The sequence below is a fragment of the Rhizobium sp. 01T417 genome, from assembly GCF_056398905.1.
Genome location: NZ_JBFTQH010000039.1, coordinates 35,453 through 60,018, shown reverse-complemented (window position 1 = coordinate 60,018; position 24,566 = coordinate 35,453). Strand labels below are relative to the sequence as shown.

General features: G+C 58.1%; 26 protein-coding genes and 1 pseudogene. 13 read left to right on the top strand and 14 right to left on the bottom strand.

Translation table 11 applies throughout. The features are described 5' to 3' along the window. The first annotated feature begins 247 nt into the window (after window positions 1-247). Window positions 248-1,756: a PAS domain-containing sensor histidine kinase gene (locus tag AC1DPR_RS26145; protein ID WP_477817452.1), complete on the top strand. Its 1,509-nt coding sequence runs from the start codon at window positions 248-250 to the stop codon at window positions 1,754-1,756. Here AC1DPR_RS26145 and AC1DPR_RS26140 read toward each other — a convergent pair. Then, window positions 1,728-2,957 (bottom strand): MFS transporter, encoded by a 1,230-nt coding sequence (locus tag AC1DPR_RS26140; protein WP_477817451.1) that lies wholly within the window; start codon window positions 2,955-2,957, stop codon window positions 1,728-1,730. The two genes, AC1DPR_RS26145 and AC1DPR_RS26140, sit on opposite strands and share 29 nt — an antisense overlap. Window positions 2,958-3,819: 862 nt before the next feature. Here AC1DPR_RS26140 and AC1DPR_RS26135 point away from each other — a divergent pair. Further along, a complete protein-coding gene (locus tag AC1DPR_RS26135; RefSeq protein WP_477817450.1) occupies window positions 3,820-4,251 on the top strand; it encodes a hypothetical protein in 432 nt (143 codons plus the stop codon). A gap of 631 nt (window positions 4,252-4,882) precedes the next feature. Here AC1DPR_RS26135 and AC1DPR_RS26130 read toward each other — a convergent pair. The 3 genes from AC1DPR_RS26130 to AC1DPR_RS26120 form a co-directional block, all read right to left on the bottom strand. Further along, complete coding sequence (locus AC1DPR_RS26130) at window positions 4,883-5,035, bottom strand: hypothetical protein (RefSeq protein ID WP_018859058.1); 153 nt, start codon at window positions 5,033-5,035, stop codon at window positions 4,883-4,885. Window positions 5,036-5,089: 54 nt separating this feature from the next. Then, a complete protein-coding gene (locus AC1DPR_RS26125) occupies window positions 5,090-5,818 on the bottom strand; it encodes a DUF1236 domain-containing protein (RefSeq protein WP_477817449.1) in 729 nt (242 codons plus the stop codon). Window positions 5,819-5,934: 116 nt separating this feature from the next. Continuing rightward, a complete protein-coding gene (locus tag AC1DPR_RS26120; RefSeq protein ID WP_477817448.1) occupies window positions 5,935-6,222 on the bottom strand; it encodes a DUF1236 domain-containing protein in 288 nt (95 codons plus the stop codon). 443 nt (window positions 6,223-6,665) lie between these two features. On the opposite strand from AC1DPR_RS26120, the gene AC1DPR_RS26115 reads away from it, so the two are divergent. After that, a complete protein-coding gene (locus AC1DPR_RS26115) occupies window positions 6,666-7,553 on the top strand; it encodes a cation diffusion facilitator family transporter (RefSeq protein WP_477817447.1) in 888 nt (295 codons plus the stop codon). 328 nt (window positions 7,554-7,881) lie between these two features. Here the strand turns inward: AC1DPR_RS26115 and AC1DPR_RS26110 are convergent, their stop codons facing one another. Beyond that, window positions 7,882-8,538: an HAD-IA family hydrolase gene (locus AC1DPR_RS26110; RefSeq protein ID WP_477817446.1), complete on the bottom strand. Its 657-nt coding sequence runs from the start codon at window positions 8,536-8,538 to the stop codon at window positions 7,882-7,884. A 349-nt stretch (window positions 8,539-8,887) separates the two neighbouring features. On the opposite strand from AC1DPR_RS26110, the gene AC1DPR_RS26105 reads away from it, so the two are divergent. Genes AC1DPR_RS26105 through arsH form a run of 6 tightly spaced genes read left to right on the top strand, consistent with a single transcriptional unit; the run spans window position 8,888 to window position 12,409 of the window. Beyond that, entirely contained in the window at window positions 8,888-9,247 is a 360-nt protein-coding gene (locus AC1DPR_RS26105; protein ID WP_062370190.1) for an ArsR/SmtB family transcription factor, read from the top strand. Next, the gene (locus AC1DPR_RS26100) at window positions 9,235-9,678 is read left to right on the top strand and encodes a GNAT family N-acetyltransferase (protein ID WP_477817445.1); all 444 of its coding nucleotides are present in this window, start codon (window positions 9,235-9,237) and stop codon (window positions 9,676-9,678) included. Before AC1DPR_RS26105 ends, AC1DPR_RS26100 begins: the two co-directional genes overlap by 13 nt. 15 nt (window positions 9,679-9,693) lie before the next feature. After that, window positions 9,694-10,221: an arsenate reductase ArsC gene (locus tag AC1DPR_RS26095; RefSeq protein WP_477817444.1), complete on the top strand. Its 528-nt coding sequence runs from the start codon at window positions 9,694-9,696 to the stop codon at window positions 10,219-10,221. Window position 10,222: 1 nt separating this feature from the next. After that, window positions 10,223-11,281 carry an ACR3 family arsenite efflux transporter gene (gene arsB, locus AC1DPR_RS26090; protein WP_477817443.1) on the top strand — a complete coding sequence of 353 codons (1,059 nt, stop codon included), beginning with the start codon at window positions 10,223-10,225 and terminating at the stop codon, window positions 11,279-11,281. After that, window positions 11,278-11,706 carry an arsenate reductase (glutaredoxin) gene (gene arsC, locus AC1DPR_RS26085; RefSeq protein ID WP_477817442.1) on the top strand — a complete coding sequence of 143 codons (429 nt, stop codon included), beginning with the start codon at window positions 11,278-11,280 and terminating at the stop codon, window positions 11,704-11,706. Before arsB ends, arsC begins: the two co-directional genes overlap by 4 nt. Further along, a complete protein-coding gene (arsH, locus tag AC1DPR_RS26080; RefSeq protein ID WP_477817441.1) occupies window positions 11,699-12,409 on the top strand; it encodes an arsenical resistance protein ArsH in 711 nt (236 codons plus the stop codon). Before arsC ends, arsH begins: the two co-directional genes overlap by 8 nt. A 3-nt stretch (window positions 12,410-12,412) precedes the next feature. Here arsH and AC1DPR_RS26075 read toward each other — a convergent pair whose 3' ends face one another. The 4 genes from AC1DPR_RS26075 to AC1DPR_RS26060 form a co-directional block, all read right to left on the bottom strand. Next, complete coding sequence (locus tag AC1DPR_RS26075; protein ID WP_477817440.1) at window positions 12,413-13,219, bottom strand: sulfite exporter TauE/SafE family protein; 807 nt, start codon at window positions 13,217-13,219, stop codon at window positions 12,413-12,415. A 302-nt stretch (window positions 13,220-13,521) separates the two neighbouring features. Further along, on the bottom strand, window positions 13,522-13,998 hold the full coding sequence (locus AC1DPR_RS26070) for a DUF995 domain-containing protein (RefSeq protein WP_477817439.1): 477 nt from the start codon (window positions 13,996-13,998) through the stop codon (window positions 13,522-13,524). A 243-nt stretch (window positions 13,999-14,241) separates the two neighbouring features. Next, a complete protein-coding gene (locus tag AC1DPR_RS26065) occupies window positions 14,242-15,330 on the bottom strand; it encodes a helix-turn-helix transcriptional regulator (RefSeq protein ID WP_477817438.1) in 1,089 nt (362 codons plus the stop codon). A 123-nt stretch (window positions 15,331-15,453) separates the two neighbouring features. Then, the gene (locus AC1DPR_RS26060) at window positions 15,454-15,777 is read right to left on the bottom strand and encodes a hypothetical protein (protein ID WP_477817437.1); all 324 of its coding nucleotides are present in this window, start codon (window positions 15,775-15,777) and stop codon (window positions 15,454-15,456) included. Here AC1DPR_RS26060 and AC1DPR_RS26055 point away from each other — a divergent pair. Continuing rightward, window positions 15,777-16,718, top strand: a complete 942-nt coding sequence (locus tag AC1DPR_RS26055; RefSeq protein WP_477817436.1) for an aldo/keto reductase — start codon at window positions 15,777-15,779, stop codon at window positions 16,716-16,718. The genes AC1DPR_RS26060 and AC1DPR_RS26055 overlap by 1 nt on opposite strands. 920 nt (window positions 16,719-17,638) lie before the next feature. Here the strand turns inward: AC1DPR_RS26055 and AC1DPR_RS26050 are convergent. The 4 genes from AC1DPR_RS26050 to msrB all read right to left on the bottom strand — a co-directional run bounded on the left by AC1DPR_RS26050 (window position 17,639) and on the right by msrB (window position 20,700). Continuing rightward, window positions 17,639-18,634, bottom strand: a complete 996-nt coding sequence (locus AC1DPR_RS26050; protein WP_245267996.1) for a hypothetical protein — start codon at window positions 18,632-18,634, stop codon at window positions 17,639-17,641. Window positions 18,635-18,965: 331 nt separating this feature from the next. Further along, entirely contained in the window at window positions 18,966-19,295 is a 330-nt protein-coding gene (locus tag AC1DPR_RS26045) for an aminotransferase class V-fold PLP-dependent enzyme (protein WP_477817508.1), read from the bottom strand. A 64-nt stretch (window positions 19,296-19,359) separates the two neighbouring features. Further along, window positions 19,360-20,085, bottom strand: a complete 726-nt coding sequence (gene msrA / locus AC1DPR_RS26040) for a peptide-methionine (S)-S-oxide reductase MsrA (RefSeq protein ID WP_477817435.1) — start codon at window positions 20,083-20,085, stop codon at window positions 19,360-19,362. 126 nt (window positions 20,086-20,211) lie between these two features. Next, window positions 20,212-20,700: a peptide-methionine (R)-S-oxide reductase MsrB gene (gene msrB, locus AC1DPR_RS26035; RefSeq protein WP_477817434.1), complete on the bottom strand. Its 489-nt coding sequence runs from the start codon at window positions 20,698-20,700 to the stop codon at window positions 20,212-20,214. 629 nt (window positions 20,701-21,329) lie between these two features. Here msrB and AC1DPR_RS26030 point away from each other — a divergent pair. The 3 genes and pseudogenes from AC1DPR_RS26030 (at window position 21,330) to AC1DPR_RS26020 (ending at window position 23,272) form a co-directional block, all read left to right on the top strand. After that, window positions 21,330-21,739: pseudogene (locus tag AC1DPR_RS26030) on the top strand (VOC family protein). After that, window positions 21,736-22,497, top strand: a complete 762-nt coding sequence (locus AC1DPR_RS26025) for an alpha/beta hydrolase family protein (RefSeq protein WP_477817433.1) — start codon at window positions 21,736-21,738, stop codon at window positions 22,495-22,497. The pseudogene AC1DPR_RS26030 and the gene AC1DPR_RS26025 overlap by 4 nt, the downstream one beginning before the upstream one ends. A gap of 205 nt (window positions 22,498-22,702) precedes the next feature. Continuing rightward, a complete protein-coding gene (locus tag AC1DPR_RS26020; protein WP_477817432.1) occupies window positions 22,703-23,272 on the top strand; it encodes a P-loop NTPase family protein in 570 nt (189 codons plus the stop codon). A 166-nt stretch (window positions 23,273-23,438) separates the two neighbouring features. Here AC1DPR_RS26020 and AC1DPR_RS26015 read toward each other — a convergent pair whose 3' ends face one another. Then, the gene (locus AC1DPR_RS26015; protein ID WP_113582992.1) at window positions 23,439-24,347 is read right to left on the bottom strand and encodes a LysR family transcriptional regulator; all 909 of its coding nucleotides are present in this window, start codon (window positions 24,345-24,347) and stop codon (window positions 23,439-23,441) included. Window positions 24,348-24,566: the final 219 nt, after the last annotated feature.

Below are 24,566 nucleotides of genomic sequence, written 5' to 3'. Positions count from 1 at the left end.
GCCGCTTCGAGCGACTGTGATATCCTTCGTACGGCGGGGGCGCGGCCTCAACAAGTAAACTGAAGTTGGGGTATTCTCCTTCCGAGGTTTGGAAGCGGCACACCATAAGGACGCTTTTTCATGCGGCACGGCTGGCGGATTGAAGAAGCGTTCCTTCAGCGTATAATACGCCATCCCTTCAACAAGTCGCCTGATCGCCAAACCGAGCGAAAGGTGGGCTTTAGTGTTTTTTTGACCGGAGGAGCCAATGTCTGAAGGCAAGGCGCTGTCGAGGGTTGATTTATCCGGAAGCGAGCGCGATTTTGCGGAGCTGCGCGACCTTGTGGAAGCGTTGCCCGGCCATGTGTGGTCAACGGATTCGGCTGGCCAGTTCACTTATAGCAACCCCAGTATGCAAGAGTACTTCTCGGTCGGGTCTTCGAACGAAGAGTTTGACTGGCTGTCTCGGGTCCATCCGGACGACCGCGAGGCCGCGGCCGCCAAGTGGCGACATTCGCTGCATACCGGTGACATTTTCGAGAGCGAGCATCGTTTGCGGGGCGCAGACGGTGAATATCGATGGTTTCGTACCGAGGGACGGCCATCGAGGGACACATACCACCGGGTAACGGCATGGCACGGTCAGAACGTCGACATCGAGGATCAAAAGGCTGAGCTGAAGGCGCGTACGCTCGAGCTATCCTTACTCGTCGATATGGTTCCAAGCCATTTGTGGCGGTTGACGCCTGACGGAACGACGACCCTGGTCAACAAGCGCATGGCCGATTTTCTTGGCCTTGATTTGTCCAACGTAAGTTCTCTCGAGTCCGTTATGGACACAATTTTCCATCCGGATGACGTCGAGGCCGTTGGTACCGAGCTTACCCGCTGCCTGGCATCCGGGGACAGATTCTCAATGAGGTATCGTCTTCTTCGCGCGGACGGCGCTTATCGATGGATGTCGGGTCGAGCGGAACCCTTGCGGGATCAGGACGGCAATATAGTCCAATGGTTCGGCCTATGCCACGACATCGAGGACCAGGTACAGGCGACGGCGGCGCTGCGCCGATCAGCGGAAAAGCTGGCGCAGGCAACGCAAGCTGCCAACCTGTCACAGCTTTCGGCGTCTATCGCCCACGAAATCAATCAGCCGCTTGCAGCGATCGCCGCTGATTCCGAGGCCTGCTGGCAATGGCTGTCGATCGACCCACCGAACGGAGAGAGGGGCAGGCGTGCTGCGGAACGTATCACCGCGGACGTTGGCGCGGTCACGGATGTCGTCGGTCGAATCCGCGCCCTGTTCGAGCACAGGCCCCAAACGCGAACAGTCGAGGACTTGAACCATCTGATCGACGAGGTTTTGAGTCTCATGTCGGACGAAATTGCCGCCACAACAACCCGTATCGATACTGAACTCGATCCGACGCTTCTGCAGGTTTTAGTCGATCGCGTCCAGGTGCAACAGATTTTGGTGAACCTGATCCGGAACGGAATTCAGGCGATGGACAGCACGAACCCCTTGAGGACGTTGAGGATAAAAACAGATCGAGATGGTCCCAAGGCCGTTGTCATCTCCGTTGAGGATTCCGGGAGCGGATTCAGCGATCCTGATCGCGTTTTCGAACCGTTCTTCACGACGAAGAGCACGGGGATGGGGATGGGACTCCCGATTTGCCGCTCAATGGTGGAATCCCACGGGGGCCGTCTTTGGGTAAAAAACAACGAGACGGTGGGCGCGACTGTCGCGTTCACTTTGCCGATCGAGGTGTTCGACTAGACAGGTCTAATGCCACCGAACTTGGCAGGTGCTCGGGAAGATTCCGACCGTTGTACCCGCGTCCTATTGTGTACATGGCCAGCACCCAGGCGGCAGCGATCATCGCGCCGGAAACCGCCGCCAAGCTCGCATAGCCGGAAGCCCCGATCACGACACCCGCAACAACAGGACCTGCTGCAAATCCGAGGAGATTTGCAGAACCTGCCGCTGCCGCCCACCGTCCGCTGGGATCGAGCGCGGCAGCCAGGCCGAATAGATACGGCAGCGAGAAGTAGTAAAGGACGGCCGATACAATGACCGCGGCACTGTAGGCCACCGGGTCAGGCCAGAGGCAGAGTGCCAAAACTACGAGGATGTAACCAACGCAGAACCCCGTGATGGGAATTGCCCTGCCCCAGCGGACGTGAAGCACCGTGGCCGCACCTGCTCCCACCAGCCCAACGAGTGTGGACGCAGTCAGTATGTATCCGACCGCGCTGGTATCAAGGCCGACCCGTTCGCCCAGTGGTCCGCTAAAAGCGAACAGCCCGGCGGAAACGGCCACGTACAGAACGATTGCGGCAAAAAGCAAAACTCCGAGCAGAGGCTTGGTTGCGGCAACACTGGTACTGCCGTCCTTCACTGCGCGGACACCGGGGACGAGCAAAAGTGGCGGTGCGAATGCAAGGGAAGTTGCCGCAAGGAGAGTGAAAATGCCACGGTGTGCGAACGCGGCGGTGACTTCACCTCCGACGCTGAAGAGCGCAGCGCTTCCTATCGCCCAGACAAGTTGGAAGTAGCCGAAAATCTTTTCGGGGTTCCGGGAGTGAGAAGCTACGATACTGAGCGAAATCGCGTAGAGAACCCCCTCCCCGATGCCCGCCAATCCACGCAAAAGCAAGAGCCAGCTCCATCCGGCGGCGAAGATCGATGCGCCTTGCGCAGACAGCGTTAAAACAACCGCGAATAGGCTGGTCCGTCTATAGGAAAACCGCGACAAGAACGGTGCGATCAAGATCGCGGCAGTCGCGAGAGACAGCAATTCGACGGACGCAACGAAACCCGCATCGCGCTCCGACAGCGAGAGACCGTCGATCAATCCAGCGACAACAAATGGCGACATTTGAGGGACGAGTCCGCCGATGATCTGGGCGGCTGTCGCGCCGATCACCAGAGAGGCAGAATCGCGAGATGTGGCGGCATCGCCTGAAACATCGCCCATATTCGGCGGTTCCCCGACCGCGTCTGTTGTCGGCCGGCACCCTACCCCGTCATTGGGCAGGTGTAAATTAGACGACCACACCGTTGTCAGCTCGTCGGCGTTTTCCCGATCTGCACATCCATATCACTGGTCTCTGTCGCCGCCCCGAATGCCCTTTCTAAATGCGCATGCACTGGTTTCATGAATTGACCGGAGGCCTCCGATCGACTATCTCGCTGCCGCCGTGCTCATATGCCCCGAGGCGGCAATTGGAGGGTCCGGCCACCTGTGAAGGTCGGACCCTTGCTACTTGCGCCATTTCACCATGATCCGGTCACCAGCCGATGAAGAGTGAACCGACGATGCCCCATCCAGCCATCGAGTGGAGGTGGGAGCGCCCCTACGGCCACGTCTGGGGTAGAGGCAGCCTCGACCAGCAGGAACCTGGAACAGCAGCGGAAACCACCAGCCACGACCAGTTAGGACTTGCGCCTGCGCGTTGACGTAGATCTGCATGGCCTCGGTCTTGATCCGCGTGCGCGCTCAGGCGCCTGCCGTGATGCCGGCTACCTGCGCCTGACTGAACGACGGGCAGAAAACGCCAGACGTGCGAGGGCGCAGCGCGGCGAAGAACTTCGCGCGATCCATTGACTTCTCCGACTTTCAATCAGCGATGGCAGCACGTACCGCTATTGGCGTACGTGTCATCTATGGCCGGTTGTGCTCTTATGAGCACGGCCCAAATGCGGCCGACGAGAGCATTGTGCCGACTATAGCCAGGTCGCTGCAACGCGACTGCCTCGGCTCTCTCGAAATGGCTTGGCCGTGAGCAGATACCGGCCCGCAATCAACTCGAGCAACATCAAACTGGAGGGTTATTTGTATGCGTACGTACGAACCATCTGAGTTTATTTCGCAGTTGGCTGCCAACGAGCTCGTTGAGCCATTTGACTTAACGCTTTATGGGCTCGTCAAAGTCGATGAAAAGGACAGCTCTGTTTTGTATTTTTCACCTGCGCGCTCGTGCGAGCAATGGATATCAATTCCCGTTTCCTTGATCTCGTCCGTATCACATATCCGCAATGTGAAATGCAAAGATCACCAGCATCCACTTGCAAAGATTACGCTCGCTGAACCCGACAAAGATAATGCCCAGGCGGTTCTTTTCATGCAGCTATTCGCTCAGGCCAAAGCGTCCGCGCCCACAAGACGAATGGCAAAGTCGAGTGCAATGACTCGCCAGGGGTGCGAAATCCTCGAATTCGACGACGTGCCGTATCTTTGCTGTGACGGAGAATGTTGGATCCTGCTGTAGAACGAGTTGACTGGGGCGCCTCGCGAGGCACGACCATAGATTACATCGGCTAATGGCCTCCGGCGATGCCGGCCTGACACCCCCGGCAACTCGAGCAGGAAATCGGCCACGTTCGGCTGTTCGCGCACGCCTGGACCTTCGCCAACTCAGAATACGCGTACGGCCAAACTCCGTCCCGCCAACGAAGGCTCGCGCCTGCGCTACCCACGCCGAGACCGTTGAGGTGGCGTATGATGCCAATGTTACGTCGACGTTTCGGGACATGGCGCCTTTGAAAGACTGAACAGCAGCGAGGCAATTGGTGACGTAAAAATCGGGTTGGGCGGCAACGGACTGACTGCAAAGGTCGATGCTGTTCTTGACAGGCTAAAGGTCGTCGCCGCGCCGTGAGCCCTCTCACGCCCGCGCCTGTTGCTATGACGGCGGCCCCGCACTCCAACAATTCATTCGCCAACATGCCGTTTGTCATTTTCGTCCGTCAGCAAGAGGATGCGAAACCCCAGATCACTATGATCGAGCCGCAGCCCGTCCTCCGGGCACGGTGCGTGAAGGGCCTCTCGACGCAATAAGAGACCCTGAGCCTAATTTGCGCAGCTGATCTTCAAGCATGACATGAGATTTTCACCGGGCGTCACGATCCTGCTGCGGCTGGCGGCACGAACACTCGCGCCGACATTGTGTGCTGCTCCGTCATCACGAGACCTCCGACGATTGCGGCCATCGCGATGAGTATGATGATCAAGGGAAATGCAATTCCGGAAGGTTTGTCTTCGTTGTAAATCATTCATAATCCTCCAGTGGCCCGACGACGCGAAAAAACGCCGCCGGGAACTGCCTGCTAGACCTCGATGACGTAGACGATCGTGAGCGCGTCTGGATCGACGATGACGATCCGGCCATCCGCAAGGATGAAGAAGCGATAGCCTTGGTACGCCGGTACGATCTTCACAATTCGCGGCGGCAGCCGTTGGAGATGGACCTTCCTGGGAATTCTGGTTCCGACCGACACCATGAAGTCGACCTCCGTCACCGGCGCGACATGAACTTCCTTGATCACCTGGCGGATCTCGGTCTTCTGCTCGACCGTGACGTTCACGTTGGTCTTGGTGCTGGTCGTGTCGCTGTTCGTCGTCGTATTGTTGTTGACGTTGGTCTCGGTCGATTTCTTGTTGGTCGTCGGTCTGTTCTGATCGGTGGACTGCTTGGCGGCATCGCCACTCGTGCCGGACGTCTTGGAATTCTGCGTTGCGTTCCCAGTGCCTGCCGCAGCGTCGCTGCTACCAGGCTTGGCCTTTTCGCCGCTCTTTTGCTGCGAAGACTGGCCCTTACCTTGTGGACATGGGCCCGAAGCATCGGGGATGCAGTCGCCGGTGGCACTGGTGCCGGACTGCGACTGGTCGACCTGGGCGCCTGATTTGGTGTCGGTCGAGCTGGTGCCCGTCTGTGTCTCGGATTGCGATCCCCCTTGGGTTTTAGTGCTGTTCTGGGCCGCCGCAGGTATGGTAGCAAGCGGCGAGACACTGAGGGAAAGGGCCGCCAGGAGCACGGCAAGATGATTGTGTTTCATGGTGTTTTCCACCTCTTGGGCACTACATGGCATCCCGCGTCTTCGACGCGGCGCATGTGTGCCCTTTGTTTGAGGAATGACGACGGTCGCCGTCTGCTGTTCAGACGATGAGGCCGTTACTGAATGAGCTGGATGACTTTTCGCGACGAAGGTTCAACGATCACGCGCTCGTCGTTGACAATCGCATAGGCGTAATCCGGGTCGTCCGGAATCGGCGTTACCACGACGGTTTCCGGAAGGGGTTGGCCAACCACGATCTCTTCTTTGACGACGACCCGCGTTGTCGGCGCCGGAGCCTTCTCTACGAAGGTGATCACCTTCCCCGGTGCCACTGCCGACTGCGCAAAAGCTCCGCTCGAGGCCATGACCACAGCGGATGCAATTCCTACCATTTTGCGATTCATGAGGTTTTCCTCCTTTGACAGCGGACAATCACGCTGGGGGGATCAACCGCCAACAAAGGCCCCTGTTCCAGCTCCCGGACTTCAGTCCTAGACACCGCAGGACCAAGGTCCGAGATGCGGCAAATCCCGATTACTGAGATGAAAAACGGCTCAGCATCAGATCGTGCCAGCAGCCTGGAGCAGATTTCCGCAACGCGCCGAACCCACGTTGCGACTGATTTCCATTTGCAATGGAGTATTTGCAAGTCATTCTTATTACTACATAAAATCAATCTCCAGCTGATTGACATTACGCCGGCCCCTTTCTAAATCCGTCCAATGGACGTCAGTCACCGCCTCGTTCGCGGCCTGGCGTCGGCGCATTTCAAATGCATGACTTGATATGAAGCTTCTGTGGCTTGGATCATTGCATGGTGCGCCGAAATCCAAACAGGGAAAAAACCATGGATCGCTCGCTCAAAATCGCGTTGGGAAGTCTCGCTGTCAGCCTGTCTGTGCTTGCGATCAAATATGCTGCGTATTGGATGACGGGCAGCGTTGCGCTGTTTTCGGACGCACTTGAAAGTATAATCAACGTGGTGACGGCGCTGGCCGTCATCGTTGCCGTAAAGATCGCATCGCGGCCCCCGGATGAGCAGCATCCCTACGGCCACCACAAGGCGGAGTACCTTTCAGCGGTTGTTGTCGGCGCGATGATCGTCGGCGCGGCAGTCGCGATACTTCATGAAGCCTACAACGGGTTCCTCGTACCCAAAGTTATCGAAGCGCCGATGACCGGTATTGCCGTGAGCGGCGTCGCGACGCTAATGAACATCGGTTGGAGCTATGTTCTTATTCGTCAAGGCAGGCTCTATCGGTCAGCATCGCTGGTTGCCGACGGCAAGCATCTCCTTGCCGATGTCGTGACCTCCGTCGGCGTCCTGGTCGGAGTCGTCCTCGTGGTTTTCACGGGTATTGTCGTGTTGGACGCTGGGATCGCCGCCTTGGTTGCCCTGCATGTGTTGTGGAGCGGCTGGGGCGTAATCCGGGAGAGCGCGAGTGGACTGCTCGATGAGGCCGCCCCGGCCGAAGAAATCGCTCTGATAAAATCGACCATCTCTCAAAACGCGACGGATGCCATTGAGGCGCACGCTCTCAGAACGCGGCATGCTGGCGTGGCAACGTTCATCGATTTCCATTTGGTTGTCTCCGCTGAGATGACGGTCGGCATCGCCCACGGCATCTGCGACCGCGTTGAGGCGGCACTCAAGAAAGCAATCGAAGGCGCGATCGTAAACATACATGTCGAGCCGGAGAACAAGGCGAAGCACACGGGTATCGTAGTCATCTGACACTCGACGGGAGGGGCTGTTTCGTAGCGGCACCCTGCCCGGTTGCTTGCGGACACCCTGTCAGGGCCATGGCGGAGGCGCTGGACACGCACCGAACGCCAATTGTCTCACAGCATATGCTGCCGTTCGAAATCTTCACCGCAGCCAATATCTGATCGCTAAACAATCTGCGATCAATACGTTTGGGAGTCCACCGGGCCCGAAGATCGATCACCCGAGGAACGACACACCTTAAGATCGACCCAGATCCCGGGCCAACCTCTGTCTAAGTGATCGCCGGCCGATTTCGGTAACAGCCCATGGTCCGAGCTCCCCGCCGTCATTGCACTCAGCGGTGGGTCCGCTCAACTGCCAGTGACGCTCCCACCACCAGGGCACGCAGACCCAAGTAGTCAGGCACGGCCGGCCGGTTCTGGAGGGTCGCACTGTTGGTGTGGGTAATAACAACAACAGAGGCACCAGCAGCCTCCGCGGCATGTATCCCCGCGTCAGCATCCTCGAAGACCAGGCATCGCGTGGGAGAAACGGAAAGAAGTTCGGCGCCGGCAAGAAACGGGTCGGGCTTCGGTTTTCCTCGACTTACATTCTCAGCGGCAATGATGGCCTTCGGTTGCGGCAAGCCGGCGGCTGCAATACGCCTCAATGCGAGCTCCTTCGGAGCAGAGGTCACCACCGCCCATTTCCCACCTGGAAGCGATGTCAGGAACTCGAGCGCTCCGGGGATTGGAACAACGCCGTCGAGATCCGCGAGCTCGCGTTCTGTGATTTCAGCGGCGGCCCTTTCCGGATCAATTCCCAAAGCCCTCAGGTCAGCCATCGTGTCTTCCACCCGCCGACCATGATAGGGCGGCGTCGGAATTCCGTTGTCCCTTGCCCAGCCTCCCCAGACGCGCTCCGACGCAGCGCTGGAATCGAGGATCGTTCCGTCCATGTCGAACAGGAACGCGTCAAAGGATTGGGTTTCGAGCGGATTATACGATAACATTCTTTCCTCTTCTGCCTGATGAACGAGTAATTGAAAGGAATGTGCCGTTGAGGCGCGGTTCCCATTGACGTGCGCGGACTGGAGTGTTGGGCGTTGCCGTTGCCGTTGCCGTTGCCGTTGCCGGCGCCGCGCTATTCACCGGACGGTGACGCCTGGACCGCATAGTGCTGATCGTCCAAACCGTCAATGACCAAGGCGCTTTAAAGGCCCTAAAACTCAGCGGCAGAACTCGGCAGATCACGCTTGGCGAGACACTTGTTGCGACGCCATTTCGACGATGAACGTATCGGTACGGCGCATATCCGCAGGTAACAGTTGACACTGAATTTACATCCGTTATTCTGGATATATGGAATCAAAAGTGGCAATTGCGGCGCTTGCCGCCCTGGCGCAGACGACAAGGCTAGAAACCTTCCGCTTGCTTGTGAAGTCCGAGCCGGATGGCATTCCGGCCGGGGAACTGGCGCGAATGGTGGATGTCCCCCAGAACACCATGTCCGCCCATCTTGCGACCCTTTCGAGGGCAGGCATCGTCAAGAGCGAGCGACGCAGCAGGTCCATCATCTACCGGGCGGATCTGGAAGGTTTCCGCGAACTCACGCTCTTTCTGCTCAAGGACTGCTGCGGCGGAAACGCCGAGCTGTGCGCTCCGCTGATCGCCGATCTCACACCCTGCTGTTCGCCGGAGACCGGGCCGTGCGTGAACTGAAACTCGATCCGATCAGTGTTTCTGACGAGCTGACGACCGGTCTTGCGGCAGCTGGGCTACCGATCGACGACATCGGCGAACCGGGGCGATCATACTTCCGGCTCGCTGACACCGAGAACCAGATCATTGGCTACTCCGGGATCGAAGCGGCCTCGCACGATGCTGTTCTCCTGCGGTCTATGGTGATCCTACCGGCATTCAGGTCACAGGGATATGGCCGCCGCCTCACGGTAATGACGATCGCGCGAACGCCAAACGGTTCCGCCGTCTATCTCGCGACCACCAACGCTGCACGGTTTTTCGAGCACCTCGGCTTCGCGCCTGTTGGCCGCGATCAACTTCCCCACGCGATCCTTTCCACCCGCCAGCTCTCGGGGCTCTGTCCAGCTTCGGCGACGATCATGAAACTGACCAGGCGGCCTGCGACCTAACCACGGAACACGACCATGACCGACAAGACTTACAACGTGCTCTTCCTGTGCACGGGCAATTCCGCACGCTCAATCCTCGCTGAGTCCATCCTCAACAAGGAAGGCGCTGGACGCTTCAGGGCATTCTCCGCCGGCAGCCAACCCAAGGGAGAGGTGAACCCGCACGCGCTCAAGGAACTGCACGCCCTCGGCTATCCGTCGACGGGCTTTTCGTCAAAAAGCTGGGATGTCTTCGCTAAACCCAGAGCGCCCGAAATGGACTTCATCTTCACCGTCTGCGACAGCGCCGCTGGTGAAGCCTGCCCGGTCTGGATCGGCCACCCGATGACGGCGCACTGGGGCGTCGAAGACCCTGCCGCTGTGGGGGGAAGTGAGGTCGACATCCAGCGCGCCTTCGCGCAGGCTGCGCGCTTCCTCAAGAACCGCATTACCGCCTTCATCAACCTGCCTTTGGCTTCCATCGACCGCATGGCGCTCGAACAGCATGTCCGGCAGATTGGCTCGCTTGAGGGCGCGTCCGTCAAATCCGCAAAGGCCGAATGATATGTCCAAGTTCGAACGATATCTGACCGTCTGGGTCTTCCTCTGCATCGTGGTTGGAATCGCGCTCGGCCATGTCATGCCTGGCGTGTTCCATGGCATCGGCGCGGCCGAAGTCGCTAAGGTGAACATCCCGGTCGCCGTGCTGATCTGGCTGATGGTCATCCCGATGCTGCTGAAGATCGATTTCGGTTCTCTGGCGAAGGTCGGCAGCCATTGGCGCGGGATCGGCGTCACCCTCTTCGTCAACTGGGCCGTCAAGCCATTCTCGATGGCACTTCTCGGCTGGCTGTTCGTCGGATGGCTTTTCCGCCCACTGCTCCCGGCCGACCAGATTGACTCATACATTGCTGGTCTGATCATTCTGGCGGCCGCGCCGTGCACCGCCATGGTGTTCGTGTGGTCGAACCTCACGAAGGGCGAGCCCCACTTTACCCTGTCACAGGTCGCCCTCAATGACGCCATCATGATCGTCGCTTTCGCACCGATCGTCGGACTGCTATTGGGCCTCTCGGCGATCACGGTCCCCTGGGATACTCTGGCGATATCGGTGGTCCTCTATATCCTCATCCCGGTGGCCATCTCCCAGATCGTTCGTAAGCGCCTGACTGCCGATGGCACGACGCGATCCCTGGACAGTTTGCTGGCATGGCTGCAACCCCTTTCGCTTCTCTCCCTCCTTGCCACCTTGGTCCTGCTCTTCGGGTTACAGGGCGAGCAAATCATCGCGCAGCCCGCCGTCATCGGCTTGCTCGCGGTGCCGATTCTGATCCAGGTCTACTTCAACTCCGGACTGGCCTACCTGCTGAACCGGATATCGGGCGAACAGCATTGCGTCGCCGGTCCGTCTGCGCTCATCGGAGCCAGCAATTTCTTCGAGCTTGCGGTCGCGGCCGCCATCAGCCTGTTCGGCTTCCAGTCCGGAGCCGCGCTCGCGACTGTTGTCGGGGTCCTCATCGAGGTCCCCGTGATGTTGTCGGTGGTCTGGATCGTGAACCGCACCAAGGGCTGGTACGAGGCCGCACCCGCCGTATCCCGAAACACCATCACAGAAAGGACATGACCATGGACGTCACGATCTACCACAACCCCGCATGCGGGACGTCGCGGAACACTCTTGAGATGATCCGCAATGCGGGCATCGAGCCGACTGTAATCGAATACCTCAAGACGCCGCCGTCACGAGCCGAACTGGTGAAAATGATCGCAGACGCGGGCCTCACCGTGCGTCAGGCGATCCGTGAGAAGGGAACGCCCTACGAAGAACTTGGTCTCGACAATCCTTCGTTGACCGACGACCAATTGCTCGACGCCATGCTCAAGGACCCGATCCTGATCAACCGTCCGTTCGTGGTCGCGCCGCTCGGCACGAGGTTGAGCCGGCCGTCCGAATCTGTGCTCGATATCCTGCCGGACACCCACAAAGGTGCCTTCACCAAGGAAGACGGCGAGAAGGTTCTCGACAAGAAGGGAAAGCGCGTTGTCTGAGGAATTCCCCGCTCTCGAGGAGCGGCATCTGCGCCAACCTGACCTCGAAGCGCTTCGCCCGCGGTTCTCGACACACAAGCCGCGCATCCTGATCCTCTATGGCTCGCTTAGGGAGGTTTCCTACAGCAGGTTTCTCGCTCACGAGGCGCGCCGTCTGCTGGAGCGACTGGGATGCGAGGTTCGGGTGTTCGATCCCAAGGGCCTCCCCCTGCCAGATGAAGCTCCCGTCAGCCATCCCAAGGTCCAGGAGCTCAGGGAGCTTTCCGAATGGTCCGAAGGCCAGGTATGGGTCAGCCCCGAGCGCCATGGCGCGATGACTGGCGTCATGAAGTCCCAGATCGACTGGATTCCCCTTGCCGTCGGGTCGGTGCGGCCAACGCAGGGAAAGACACTCGCGGTAATGCAGGTATCGGGCGGCTCGCAGTCATTCAATGCCGTCGGCCAGCTTCGCATCCTCGGCCGCTGGATGCGGATGATCACGATCCCCAATCAGTCTTCTGTCGCCAAGGCATATCAGGAGTTTGAAGCCGACGGACGGATGAAGCCGTCGTCCTACTACGACCGTGTTGTCGACGTCTGCGAGGAACTGGTAAAGTTCACCTTGCTTACCCGCGACGCCTCGTCCTACCTCACGGACCGCTACAGCGAGCGGAAGGAAGACGCGGCCAAGCTCGAACTGAGAGTGCAGTTGAAGTCGATCTGACGGCTACCTGTGCCGCCAGACCTTCACGGCGGAGAGAAGCAGGATCACAGCGAGCGCGGGCAAAAGAACCGCGTTCGGAACGATCCCCAGCAGCAAGCCGCCGATGAACGTGCCGACGATCGATCCCGCCGTCATGACCATCACGAACATTTTGTTGCGTCCAAGTACCGAAAAGCTCTGATCACGGCTGTATCGCGTGAAGCCAACGAGCATTGTCGGCAGGCTGACCGAGAGCGACAGCGATCCGGCCAGCTTGATGTCCGCACCGAACAAAAGCACGAGCGTCGGGATCAGCAGTTCGCCGCCCGCTACTCCGAGAAGGGACGCCACGAGACCAATCACGAAGCCTGCAACGACGCCCGCGACTAGCTGGGCACGACCCGTTAGAAGCGGCTCGCCTGCAGCGGCATTGTGACCGACGATCAGGACCAAAGCGATGGCGACCAGAAGCGCGGCGATGATCTTGTAGAGGGTCTCGGACTTGAGGCGCGTCGCCCATCCGGCCCCGAACCATGCGCCCGCCAAGCTTCCGGCCAGCAGATTTACCACGATTGGCCAGTGGGAGCCGATTTCGCTGAACGGTACCGTCGCCGCGCGGAACGGAAGCGCCGACGCCACGACAACTAGGCTCATCGTCTTGTTGAGGATGACCGCCTCAAGGGCCGCGACGTTGAAAACTCCGATCAGAAGAGGAAGCCTGAACTCCGCCCCTCCGAGTCCAATAAGACCGCCAAGTGCGCCGATTACCGCCCCACCAGTGAAGGCAGCAGGTTTGCTGCGGGATGATGGCACATCGGCAGGAGCGACCATTTTCGTTGTATCTCGAGAACAATTACGATGAAAACTCTTATGCTTACAAGCAAGATACCCGCAAGTGGCGTTCGATGAAGCAGGTACCATTGGCCGAGGGCGCAGGCCTCCGGGTGTGGCTACCATGGTGTGATCCTCCTGTTTCCGTCACAAAGAAGCTCATGAGGATTCAATCAGTTCCGGGAGCTGCGCTACCCATTCATGTCGCGAAATGAGGAGACTTAGGACAGTCGCCAGACTCCCTTGTTTTCGGGAGCCCGGCGCGCGCGCCCGAAAAAGACAGGGAGCGAAGGTCAGGCTTGCTACTGCTTCGCCAGCTTTACCTTCAAGGCCTCAATCTTCGGGGTTATCGTGTCGCCGCTGGACAGCTTCGGCGTGAACTTCGTCCAGCTCCCGCCCTTGCTCGGCTCCGCGCGGTAAAGAACCTTCGGCTTCGCGGAATCGCGCGCCCAGAGTTGACATTCGTCGGAATGGTTCGTTCCCCATGCTCCGGCCCACTGATCGGAGACACAAAGCTTCCCGTCCGCTGTCGACCAAGTGCCTGCGGCATGGGATGGTCCGTTTCCCGTATAACCCAGCATCTTGCCGTCGGCGCCAAGGTACCAGGAGATCGGTTCTTTCTCGCCCTTGTGGCCTTTCTCGGTGAAATTATATGTCTTCCCGGAGAACATTTCCTTGATCTCGGCCGCCGGAATTGGCGCGGCGCCTTTGGGCGCGGCCTGAGCGAGGACCATGGTGGGGACGGCAGCAAGCACTGCCAAGGCAATGATCGGTCTCATGATAACCTCCAGTTGTCAGCAGAATCAAAACCGCGATCGACCTGGACCGACAAACGGCGCCATAGGGCGCGCGCAACGGCCAGAGCTCGAACGGGCCAGCTGGGGCATTCCTGTCCAAATCGGTGGCCGGACACCTTCCGGCGAAATCCCTCGTCAACGCCGCAAGGGCACCCCTCCGGCCACCACAGTGCAGGCTATCAAAAGGTGGGTTGGCGCGCATATATCATTTGATAGACGAACGCTTCAGTCGCCGCACTTGGCGAGACCGAAAATCAGCCGAGCGAGCTCAGCCTGCCGCTTCGAACCCGTCTTGTCGAAGACCGCGTGTAGCTGGGTTCGTATCGTCCCCACGGAGACTTCGCGGGTCTTCGCCACTTCGTCGACGCTCTTGCCGAGGCCGATCTCGCGGGCGACGGACGCTTCCGCAGGGGTGAGGTCGTAGAGGCCAGCAAGAATGCCTTCGTCGACCGTTGCCTCCTTCGACAGGGGCGTGATGGCCAGCAGCAGATCGGCTGCATTGAAGATGTCGTTTGCGGCTCCCGCTATTGGAAGCGCGTGGACGACCATTGCAAGCTGATCCTCCTGTGCGGCGATCGGGAAGGAGCCGCCGTATTTGGTGACGCCCGCTTCGAGCAGCGACTCCCGGCGGAAGTCGGCTGTCTTCTGGTCGATGACCAGCCGATGTCGACAGTCGCGTATGGTATTCGGGATCAGGCGTTGGAAACTCTGATTGGCTACGACCAGCCGACCGTTCTTGAGGGCGCCAGCCCAAATGCCGAGCGCTTCCATTGCGTCGATCGTCGACTTGATCTGCTCGAACTTCAGCCGCGACGCCAGGAGAGCGGCGCGAGCGAGGTGTGGCCTTATCTCCGTCAGCGATGCGGTGACCGTGCTCGGGAGCGGGCCTTCCTCGAAACTGCGATGGATCGAGAGCTTGATGATATCTCCGGAAGGTGAAGTTATGCCCGTTCCGGCATGCCAGAAGCATCCATGCGGTCGCATGAAGCCCTGATAGTACTCGCTCGCCATCATTTCCTCGTAGGTCATGATGTCCGTATCCATCAGGAATCGCGGTTCAGAGAATCTGCGGGTTCGCTCCTTGCTCAGGAGATATGGATTCTTTGAGCCCCAGTTCTCTGCGATGTAGACCTTCATCTTCGGAACGGCGGAGTCGTTCCCGATCCAACGAAAATCACCGTCCGGCGAGACGCCCATCAGAACACCGTCGTGGGCATGGCTGCGACGTGCCAGTTGATCGAGCAGTCCGCCACCCTTCCACAGTTCGGGAATGACTGCTGCTTCGTAGATCGATGCGATGAAATCCTGGTCCATCGGCGCCTCCGGTGCGACATTATCACAACGGTCAGCGCCCGGAAGCAACATGGTCGACGAGCAGCTACCTTCGATGGAGGTAGCCTCCCGGCGTGTGTGGGTTCAACGCGCTTGATACGGCCATCAGCTCGCCGAAAAGCGGTCGTTGTCTGTCGTCATGGCCCTCGACCTACAGGCCATCGCCGCCATGCGTCGCCGGATGCGGCGGACGGCACGTAAAGACACCCCTTTGAACGCATTGTACGATCTCGCCTGGACAAGGACGGTCTTCGCCACTGCATCCACTGTCTGCTTCCAGAAATGAAGTGGACGACGTCCAATACGCCTTTCCGGGTTGATGATCGCCTGTTCCTTGACGGCTACTATTTCGGGCTCTACACCCGCTTCAACATTCCAAAGTCTGGGACCAAGGTGGTCAACCAGCGCTATCCTCGAATCAATCGTCAATGAAATTTCGTCAACTTGGCGCCTCGCCGCTCAGACTGTCAGAAATCGGGTATGGCGCCAGCCGCGTTGGCGACCTCGGCAGTGTTCTGGATTGCGAGGCTGTTCTGGAAGCGGTCTGGGATTGCGGGATCCGCTATTTTGACACAGCTCCCGGATACGGGCTGGGGCTTTCCGAACGGCGGCTCGGCGACTTCCTCAGAACGCAGGAACGGTCGTCCTACGTCCTGTCCACCAAGGTCGGCAAGATCCTGACGCCGGTCGGTGGGCGTCCCTCGAATGTGATGCCTTTCGACATCGCGTACGACTACTCCTATGAAGGCGTGATGCGCTCCTTCGAGTTCAGCATGGCCAGGTTGGGATTGTCATCAATCGACATTCTACTGGCTGATGATCTCGAGGCCCCTACCCTTGGTCGCGCGGACTATCGACGGCACCTTGCCAAGTTCCTTGAAAGTGGTGTCAAGGCGCTGGACGAACTAAAGGCGAATGGAGACATTGCCGCCTTCGGCATCGGCGTGAACGATGTCGGCGTATGCCTTGACGTAATGCAGCGGGCCAAGCTCGACTGCATCATGCTCACGGGCCGCTACACGTTGATCGATCGGACCGCCGGAACTCGTCTCTTGGGACTGTGCCAGCGAACACAAACGCCCCTGATCGTTGCAGGGATTCTGAACGGGGGAACGCTTCTTGAGGACAATGAAGAGCGTGACGTCTCGGATCCTCTAGCGCCTTTTGCGAAGACAGCGCAGGAAATTGCCCGGGAGTCAGGCGTCAACTTGGCAAGCGCTGCCTTGCAATTTCCTCTTGCGAATTCATCAGTCGCTTCCGCTTTGCTTGGAACCACCGATGCCCAACGTATCAAGGGCTTGGTGGCGGGGATCAAGGAGCCGATCCCTGATCACGTCTGGTCAAGATTCAATTCTGTGGCCCTCAACTAGGGTGGCCGGCGTCCAACACTCTGGATGCCTGTGGCGATGGCCGCACTCGCGGCCCTCATATATCCGCGACATCCAATTGATTTAATTGCGTTCTTTTACGTTCGTCGCTTGAGATTATCGAATTATCATGACGCTCACCGAGGCTTTTCGCAGCTGGCTGGAACCTTTCTCGCCGCCATCAGTTCTCCAACCGTAGCGATCCCAACACGCTGCAAGGACCAATGCATCGCCCAAATGCTGGTCCACAGTAGGCCCGGCGGGACCCCCTCCCTGCCGGGCTTTCGCTTTCTCATCGCAGGGAACCTAAAGCACGCTCAGCAGTTCTGGGAATGCGATGACCATTCAGCCGGTCAGCGCAAGCTGGAATCCAGTCCCAACTGATGACCAGCCCAATGAAAGGCTCGGCGCGTGATGTGCCGGGCCTTTTCCATTTCAGATGTGTCCCGGGGCGCCGGGATCTTACGCTTTGAGCTCTTCACATCGCGCTTGTATCCTGAAGTCTTCAGCAATTTGGGGCGACACCGATGAAGCGCATGTTTCTTCTGGCCGCTGCGCTGGCTTCAGTTACTGCCCTTCCCGTCAGTCACAGTGCAGTGCCCCAAAAAGAGTTTGCAGGCTATGGTGCCGTGCGATGAGTTCTAGCTGCGGATTGCGTGCCCATCGAAATAGAGATCGTAGGCAAGCATGAAGACATTGCCGACATGCAGCTTTCCCTCCGCGACCACATAGTGGGTGCTGAAGTTTACCGAAGTGGTGGCATTTCCTCGTCGGAGTTCAGCGCTTCACCGTTCAGAATGGTGGCGGGTCGCCGAGTAGGCTAGAGGCCTGGCCAGGTTACTGGCCCCATGCGCTGAAAATATTGGCACAAGGTGCCCGGTTGGCGGTGAGGCATCTCTCGTGGTGAGCGTCCTTTGCATGGTTCACGGCCGCGGGCACTTGCAAATGAGGGTCGAACCGCGTACCGAACATGACGGGTCTTTCACAGGTGTCCACTGCGATAGTTCTGTAGAAAAGGTGGCTTTCAGGAAGTCCTGAATGTCATCCTGAACAGGACTGACGTCGCGTGGAATGCTGAAGCAATTCCTCCCAATTTGACCGGATGTGAAGCCCAGATGGTCAAACGTGGTCCAGCCTCCGGCCTTTTGGAGAAGGGTGTCTCCCTTAAACGCTGGCGAAAGGACGGCGGTTTCAATCTTCCTCAACCTGGCGGGATCCTCGTTGCAAAACCAGTTTGGATTGTCTTCTTGCCAACTCTCCACCGTGCAATTGGCCCCGGCGTATACGCTCGCAACGGTATTGCCTGATGCATCGGCCTCATTCACATCAACTATCTTGAGAAGATCCGGCCAGGTGGCCTCCAAGCCCGTATCGAAAACTCGAACCATCTTGAGCGTCCCGTTGCGAAACTCTCCCTTAAGGTCAATTCCATCGGCAGCCAACTCGTCAACGATGGACAGAAAATCTGGGCGTGAAAGCCCGTTGACTGAAAGGAGGCTTATGTTCTCTTTCACCCCACGGATATGTTCGAACTTTTTGCTCCTGAGCGCCCTTATGATCCGAAGCGTAGATTCTGCACCGCGTCTTTTGACGCCACCGACGGCGACAGCATAGGCACCCGAGGAACGACCGGCGAAATAGTCCCATCCCTCTTGGTTCGCGCCATTCTCCATCAGCAGGTCAATCAAACGATCATCAGCCTGCGTCAGCAAAGCTTCCTTTAAAAAGCTCCGCTTGAACCGCCCGTCAGCATATCCATTTCCGTCAACGTTTCCGCGACGTAAGATCGTGCGAGCGACAAGAAAATCATTCTTCCCGATGGCCGCCATCAAAGCGCGACCATCGTCAGTAACAGGATCTGCGACCGCAACCTTTGGCAATCCGCAATCAAGAAAGAACGCCAAAGCGACTGCGATCAAATGCGGCCATCGTCGCGTGATAGGTCGACGAGCGACAATCATGTCCCACCTTGAACTAGGCTCTTTCCCCGCTGTCGCCTGCTCGCCTGTAGATTGCCTCTATGGAAACTGTCGCGGGATTTGTCGAGGTTCTGGATTGTGCGGACAAATCTACATCAAGGCTACGCCCTAGGAAATGCTACAAAACTTCGTGTTCGTCGGCTTGGCTGTCGCCGGGAGCCTCGCAACCAGTTTCATCCGGGCATCGAGCACTGCGTTCGGCGGCATACTTTTCATGTGTCGAATTCACACGGATGCTCAGCGCGCGGCCTCGCAGCCTAACAGTGGCCGCCTATAAGCGTCGAATATTTCGCACGAACTGAACGAAGCTATCGATTTCTTCTTCCGTATTGTAGTAGTGAGGCGAGGCCCGAACCACAGCAGGCAGACCTCGTACCGTAGCGTCGAGTAATGTACTAGACGGAGCGGAGGCGCTAACGTTGAAGCGGTAATGGGCTGCCAAGGCCATGATGTCCGCCGCAGTGTGGCCAGCAACGGAAAATGTCACGATTGAAGCCGGATTCGGCCCAAGATCATGGACAAGAACCTCTTCGATGTCCCGAAGGCCGTTGCGAAGTTGCTCCGGACGACGCGAAAGACGCCCTTGAAATTCATGGTGGATGCCGTTTTGCCATTACTGACTGCCTCGGGCATCCGCGCTCCGTAAGCTCGCCTAAGCCGCGCCGTCAATTGCCACCGGATGCGACCAGAACCGGATCGCGCCGGAAGTCCTGAGGAAATAGCCGCTTGAGATTCTCGATCTTTGGAAGATCGTTGATCACGATATACGGGTAGGTCGGATTGTTCGTCAGAAAATTCTGATGATAGGCCTCTGCCGGATAGAAGCTCTTGCCTGGCTCGATCTTGGTGACGATCGCAGCATCATAGACGCGGGCATGATTCAACTGGCCGATGTAGGCCTTGGCGACCTTGGACTGCGCGTCGGTCTGCGGGAAGATCGCCGAGCGATACTGGATGCCCGTATCCAGCCCCTGGCGATTGAGTTGCGTTGGGTCGTGCGCTACCGAAAAGTAGATCTGGAGCAGATGGCCGTAGCTGACCTTACTTGGATCAAAGACGATCTCCACGGACTCAGCGTGCCCCGTCGAGCCAGTACTGACCGTCTCGTATTGTGCCGAGGACTGCGGGCCGCCGGCATAGCCCGACGTCGCGCTCGCGACCCCTTTGACATGCTGGAACACGCCCTGGACACCCCAGAAGCAGCCGCCGGCGAAAACCGCGGTTTCGGAGGCGCCGCCGGTCCGCTCGTCTTGGACCGGCGCCGGGATCACCGTTGCTTCCTCAGCGGCCGACACCGTCAACACGAGACCCACGCCGACGCTTGCCAGCGCCACCGCGCCGAAAATGGCGGGACCCAGAGAGCTTCCTACCTTCTTGCCGGAACTGCGCATCTAACGATCTCCTCTAGCCAAAAGTAAACGCGAAAGCTTGGACACCTGGATCCAGGAACCGGATCTCGTTAGCACACCGCCGAGATAGGCAAGGATAAAAAGCAGCATAGGTTTATCTCGTAAGCGTCAGGACGAGGCCGGATGGAAAGTCATGGCGACCCCATTCATGCAGTATCGTAGCCCGGTCGGTTTTGGGCCGTCGTCGAAGACGTGACCGAGATGGCCGCCACAACGGCTGCAGTGAACCTCGGTACGTACCATACCTCCTGAACTGTCCTGGCTAGTCGATACCGCGCCCTCGAGCGGTGCCCAGAAGCTTGGCCAGCCAGTGCCGCTTTCGAACTTCGTGGTCGAGGAGAAGGCGTCCTGATCGCAGCCCGCACAGGCGAAATTGCCCTTGCGGTGTTCGTTCAACAGTGGGCTGGTGAAGGGATACTCGGTCCCCTCCTGCCTCAGCACCGAGTACTGGTCGGCTGTGAGAATCTTTCTCCACTCTGTATCGGAATGTGAGACGGGGAAGGATTGCGCTGCGACTGCCTCTCCGTCATCCCAGCCAAAGCGCGAGGCCACGACACTGAGCCCCGCACTAAGAAACAACAGACGTCTGGTAAACATATTCGCTTCTCCTCACCTAACGTGACACACCAGGTCCGCTTGCTTGGAGCAATATATTCCATTGAATATACTGCTTACCGGAACTACGTGAGAAAGCCCGATTTTGTTACACACATGATGGTGAAAACACCGAAACGTGAAGGATCGCTTAGTCCTTGGCTGCGGATTAGGCAATCGCCGCCAGGAAGCTCGCGAGACTGGAAGTACACAAGGCAGATAGCGTTTGTCGCTTTCACGGCAGAGACGTTTCACGAGACCGGCTGCAGAATGGCTGATGCAATCGACAGGGAAGACGATCGAGCCTGCCTGACCGACCAGGGCCGGGAGAAGCGATAGATTGTCTTCTATTCCGCCGTCATGGAAAAGCACGGAGATGCCCTTGCTTTATCCAATCGCCCGCATTTTGCCCAACATGTTGCGACGCCCGCCAACGTAGAGGACCGCACCTCTCCCCTCCGGAGAGGAGGCGTTAGCTGGTTGGTTCTCCAGAGGTTCGGAGGCGTCTGCGACCAGATCGACCAACCCCAGACACGTGCGGTATCGCAAAACCGCCTATCGTGCGGTAGTTGCAAAAGCCAGGAAAACAAGTATCGCTTTAATCGGGAGTGAAGCGATAAGAGGGAGAGCCGGTGCTGCATCACATTTCATTTGGCGTCGCCGACATCGAAAGATCAGCCGTTTTTTATGACGCCACTTTGAACCCCTTGGCTATGTCCGGGTCTGGGAAGACCTTGCTCCCGGCGATCCAGGCCAGGCAGTAGGCTACGGTCTGCCCGGTGGTGGCGATAAATTTGCGATCAAGCTCCGAGGTGGAGAAGCTCATTGTCCGGGGGCCGGTTTCCACCTTACGTTTGCAGCTCCAAGTCGAAGCGCGGTCACCTTGTTCCATAAGGCCGCTATCGACCACGGCGGCCTCGACAATTGAGCGCCGGGTTTGCGAATGCACTATGGACCCACCTACTTTGCCGCCTTCATTATTGATCCTGATGGGCACCGACTGGAAGCAGTCTGCAAAGAGCCGGAAGTTGGGAATGAATGAAGCTTGAACGGTTTTTCATACCATCCAACCAGGCAGACGCCCGACTGGAAATTGTTGCAGCCAAGCCTCAACATCAGGGACCGAATCCGACGATAGTCTTCAACCATGGCTCAACCGGACGGGGAAACAACAAGGCCCTCTATTCAAGATCGGTTTCTCCGCGTGTCGTGGCAGACTACTTCACTGCGCGGGGGTGGATGGTTCTTTTCCCACAGCGTAGAGGGAGGGGCAAATCAAGTGGAGACTATGGGGAGGGACTGGCTTCAGACGGCTCCGGCTATTCTTGCGATGTCGAAATTGCGATTGCGGGTTTCGAGCGGGCCGTCGATGATGTGGACGCTGTTGTCCGCCATCTGCGCGAACGATCCGATGTGGATCAAGACCAGCTCGTCATCGGGGGCGTCTCCCGTGGTGGCATCCTGTCGATAGCATATGCCGGTATGCGACCGGATACATTTCGCGGCGCTATTAATTTCAACGGTGGCTGGCTTGGCAGAGGTTGCCCGAACCATGAAATCGTCAATCCAAGTCTCTTCGAACTTGGCTCACCTGCCGGAATTCCGACGCTTTGGCTGCACGGCATCCATGATCAATACTATCGGATCGAGCATTGTAGAGGAAATTTCGAACGGTTTCTGTCAGCCGGGGGGCAAGGAAAGTTTGTTGCTGCATCCATGGGTCATGCACTGATGTTCAAGCCAGCCTTATGGAAGGATTATCTCGACGATTACATGGACGGCATTGCTGTGTCGCAATAATCTGATTTTCGCGACACTCCGGTCTTCCATGGAAGCATCCGAGGATTTTCGTCACAAATATTGATTTTGGTGGGGGATTTGTCCGATGTGGTTAGGGCGAATAGCCGACATCGACAGTCGACGGCGTTGCACCAAAGTGGACAATGCTGTCGTCCCGCGAACCGAATTGTCAGCCGTGGAGCATGAGGGCTAGGAGGTCGCTTAGATGCCACAATACGTTTCTTCCCAGGAAGCATCAAACCTTCTCGTCGAGGCCAAGCGCGTATTGGTGATCGGGTGTTCAGGTGGCGGCAAAACGACGTTCTCTGCAAAGATCGCAGCGTGCAGAAACCTCGAATTTCAGTCCCTGGACCGAGACGTGCGATGGCTTCCGGGATGGGTAGAACGTGATCGAGCTGGACAACGAGAAATAATTGATCAGTTGGCTCGGCGCGAACGATGGGTCATGGACGGCAGTGGAGCATCTTCGTTCGATCTCAGACTTCCGCGAACCGAATTGGTCTTATGGGTTCGAGTGCCCAAATACATCGCTCTTTTTGGACTATTCAAGCGTGTCTTTCGATATTACGGGGCAGTTCGCCCGGCAATGGCTGAAGGTTGTCCAGAGCCTTTGCCTGATAGGGATTTTCTCTCTTACATCTGGAATTTCGAAAGGCAATACGCTCCTTTTTTTATCAAACAGATTGACCAACACGGGCCTACAGTTCCTGTGGCCGTGCTCCGCTCTCATCGTGAGATGGACGCAATACTCCAGCCTTTCACTCAGCGGCAATGACGTTTCGGGCCGATTGCTGTCACGGCGTGATACGCCACAAGCGGTCACGCCGAGGCCATTTTGATGCTACGCTGCGCTTTCATAACAGGGGACGCCCTATGCGGACACGACCCTCTGCCCGACTACTGGTTATCGACCAATTCGAATACCAACCGCCTTCCGCGTGTCAGCCCGCGTTCGATGGTGATAATTGACCCGATCCCGCAAGCAGTGATCCGTGCCCGGCAAGCTTGCGAGATACGAACTCGGTGAAGAGCCGCACACGCTTCGTCTTGCGTGTCTCACCTTGCGTGAGAAGCCAGACCGTGCCGTACATGTGCAGGTCAGTCCCTGGCACCCTCGCCAGCGATGGATCGGCATCTCCGACGAAGCAAGGCAGCGTCGTCATCCCCAGACCTTGCCGTACCGCGACGATCTGCGCCTCGGCATCTGTGACCCTAAACGGCACGCCTCCGGTATGTATTCCGACATGGCGAACCCAGTCCGGGATTCCATGAGCACTGATGACGATCCAGCGGATTGGATCCGGCGCGCCAGTTCTCCATGCGGGTAGCAGATCGCGAGAAATGTAGATTCCGCCGAACACATCTGGCCCTTTTAGGCCGTGAAGGTTGGGCGGCAGGGTCTTGCGGTCATAGACGACGCGGATCGCGACGTCGGCGTCTCGGTTTGTCAGGTTCGCCAGGTCGCCGGATGACACTATGTCCATCTCAATGTCAGGATGCAATCGCGCGAAATCGGCGAAGTCCGGCATGAGCAGATGTGTTGCGAGGGTCGGAGCCAATGTCACCCGCAGAAGCCCACGCACGCTTTGGTCGCGGCCGAGGACGCGTGTCTCCAACTGATGCGACGACGCTTCCATCTGCTCCGCGAGTTCGCGCACCTCCTCCCCTGCAGCCGTCACGTGATAGCCGGACGGCAGCTTCTCGAACATCTGCGCACCTAGTTGCTCCTCTAGCTGGGCAATGCGGCGCAGGACGGTCGAATGGTTCACTCCGAGAACCAGGGCGGCCGCCCGGACCGATCCAGAGCGCGCGACGGCGAGAAAATAGCGAACGTCATCCCAGTGGATCATGGTGCAATCCGGCACCGCAGTGGTGCGCCTTCGAGGCCAATCAATGAAGCATACTAGCGTCGCGTTAACGAACTTCAAATCAGCGCGACAAGTTGAGCGGTTCGTTTTCGCACCACCCTTGTGCGCGCTTCCGCACTGAACGCCGGGGGCCGACAACCCCATGTCTGTGTTCTCAGGGATTGGAGGAAAGCACTTCCTTATGCCCGCGGAGCACAACGA

Coding starts and splice junctions, on each gene's coding strand:
- AC1DPR_RS26145 (WP_477817452.1), top strand. CDS start 248: ATGTCTGAAGGCAAGGCGCTGTCGAGGGTTGATTTATCCGGAAGCGAG.
- AC1DPR_RS26140 (WP_477817451.1), bottom strand. CDS start 2,957: ATGGGCGATGTTTCAGGCGATGCCGCCACATCTCGCGATTCTGCCTCT.
- AC1DPR_RS26135 (WP_477817450.1), top strand. CDS start 3,820: ATGCGTACGTACGAACCATCTGAGTTTATTTCGCAGTTGGCTGCCAAC.
- AC1DPR_RS26130 (WP_018859058.1), bottom strand. CDS start 5,035: ATGATTTACAACGAAGACAAACCTTCCGGAATTGCATTTCCCTTGATC.
- AC1DPR_RS26125 (WP_477817449.1), bottom strand. CDS start 5,818: ATGAAACACAATCATCTTGCCGTGCTCCTGGCGGCCCTTTCCCTCAGT.
- AC1DPR_RS26120 (WP_477817448.1), bottom strand. CDS start 6,222: ATGAATCGCAAAATGGTAGGAATTGCATCCGCTGTGGTCATGGCCTCG.
- AC1DPR_RS26115 (WP_477817447.1), top strand. CDS start 6,666: ATGGATCGCTCGCTCAAAATCGCGTTGGGAAGTCTCGCTGTCAGCCTG.
- AC1DPR_RS26110 (WP_477817446.1), bottom strand. CDS start 8,538: ATGTTATCGTATAATCCGCTCGAAACCCAATCCTTTGACGCGTTCCTG.
- AC1DPR_RS26105 (WP_062370190.1), top strand. CDS start 8,888: ATGGAATCAAAAGTGGCAATTGCGGCGCTTGCCGCCCTGGCGCAGACG.
- AC1DPR_RS26095 (WP_477817444.1), top strand. CDS start 9,694: ATGACCGACAAGACTTACAACGTGCTCTTCCTGTGCACGGGCAATTCC.
- arsB (WP_477817443.1), top strand. CDS start 10,223: ATGTCCAAGTTCGAACGATATCTGACCGTCTGGGTCTTCCTCTGCATC.
- arsC (WP_477817442.1), top strand. CDS start 11,278: ATGACCATGGACGTCACGATCTACCACAACCCCGCATGCGGGACGTCG.
- AC1DPR_RS26075 (WP_477817440.1), bottom strand. CDS start 13,219: ATGGTCGCTCCTGCCGATGTGCCATCATCCCGCAGCAAACCTGCTGCC.
- AC1DPR_RS26070 (WP_477817439.1), bottom strand. CDS start 13,998: ATGAGACCGATCATTGCCTTGGCAGTGCTTGCTGCCGTCCCCACCATG.
- AC1DPR_RS26065 (WP_477817438.1), bottom strand. CDS start 15,330: ATGGACCAGGATTTCATCGCATCGATCTACGAAGCAGCAGTCATTCCC.
- AC1DPR_RS26055 (WP_477817436.1), top strand. CDS start 15,777: ATGAAATTTCGTCAACTTGGCGCCTCGCCGCTCAGACTGTCAGAAATC.
- msrA (WP_477817435.1), bottom strand. CDS start 20,085: ATGCGCAGTTCCGGCAAGAAGGTAGGAAGCTCTCTGGGTCCCGCCATT.
- msrB (WP_477817434.1), bottom strand. CDS start 20,700: ATGTTTACCAGACGTCTGTTGTTTCTTAGTGCGGGGCTCAGTGTCGTG.
- AC1DPR_RS26025 (WP_477817433.1), top strand. CDS start 21,736: ATGAAGCTTGAACGGTTTTTCATACCATCCAACCAGGCAGACGCCCGA.
- AC1DPR_RS26020 (WP_477817432.1), top strand. CDS start 22,703: ATGCCACAATACGTTTCTTCCCAGGAAGCATCAAACCTTCTCGTCGAG.
- AC1DPR_RS26015 (WP_113582992.1), bottom strand. CDS start 24,347: ATGATCCACTGGGATGACGTTCGCTATTTTCTCGCCGTCGCGCGCTCT.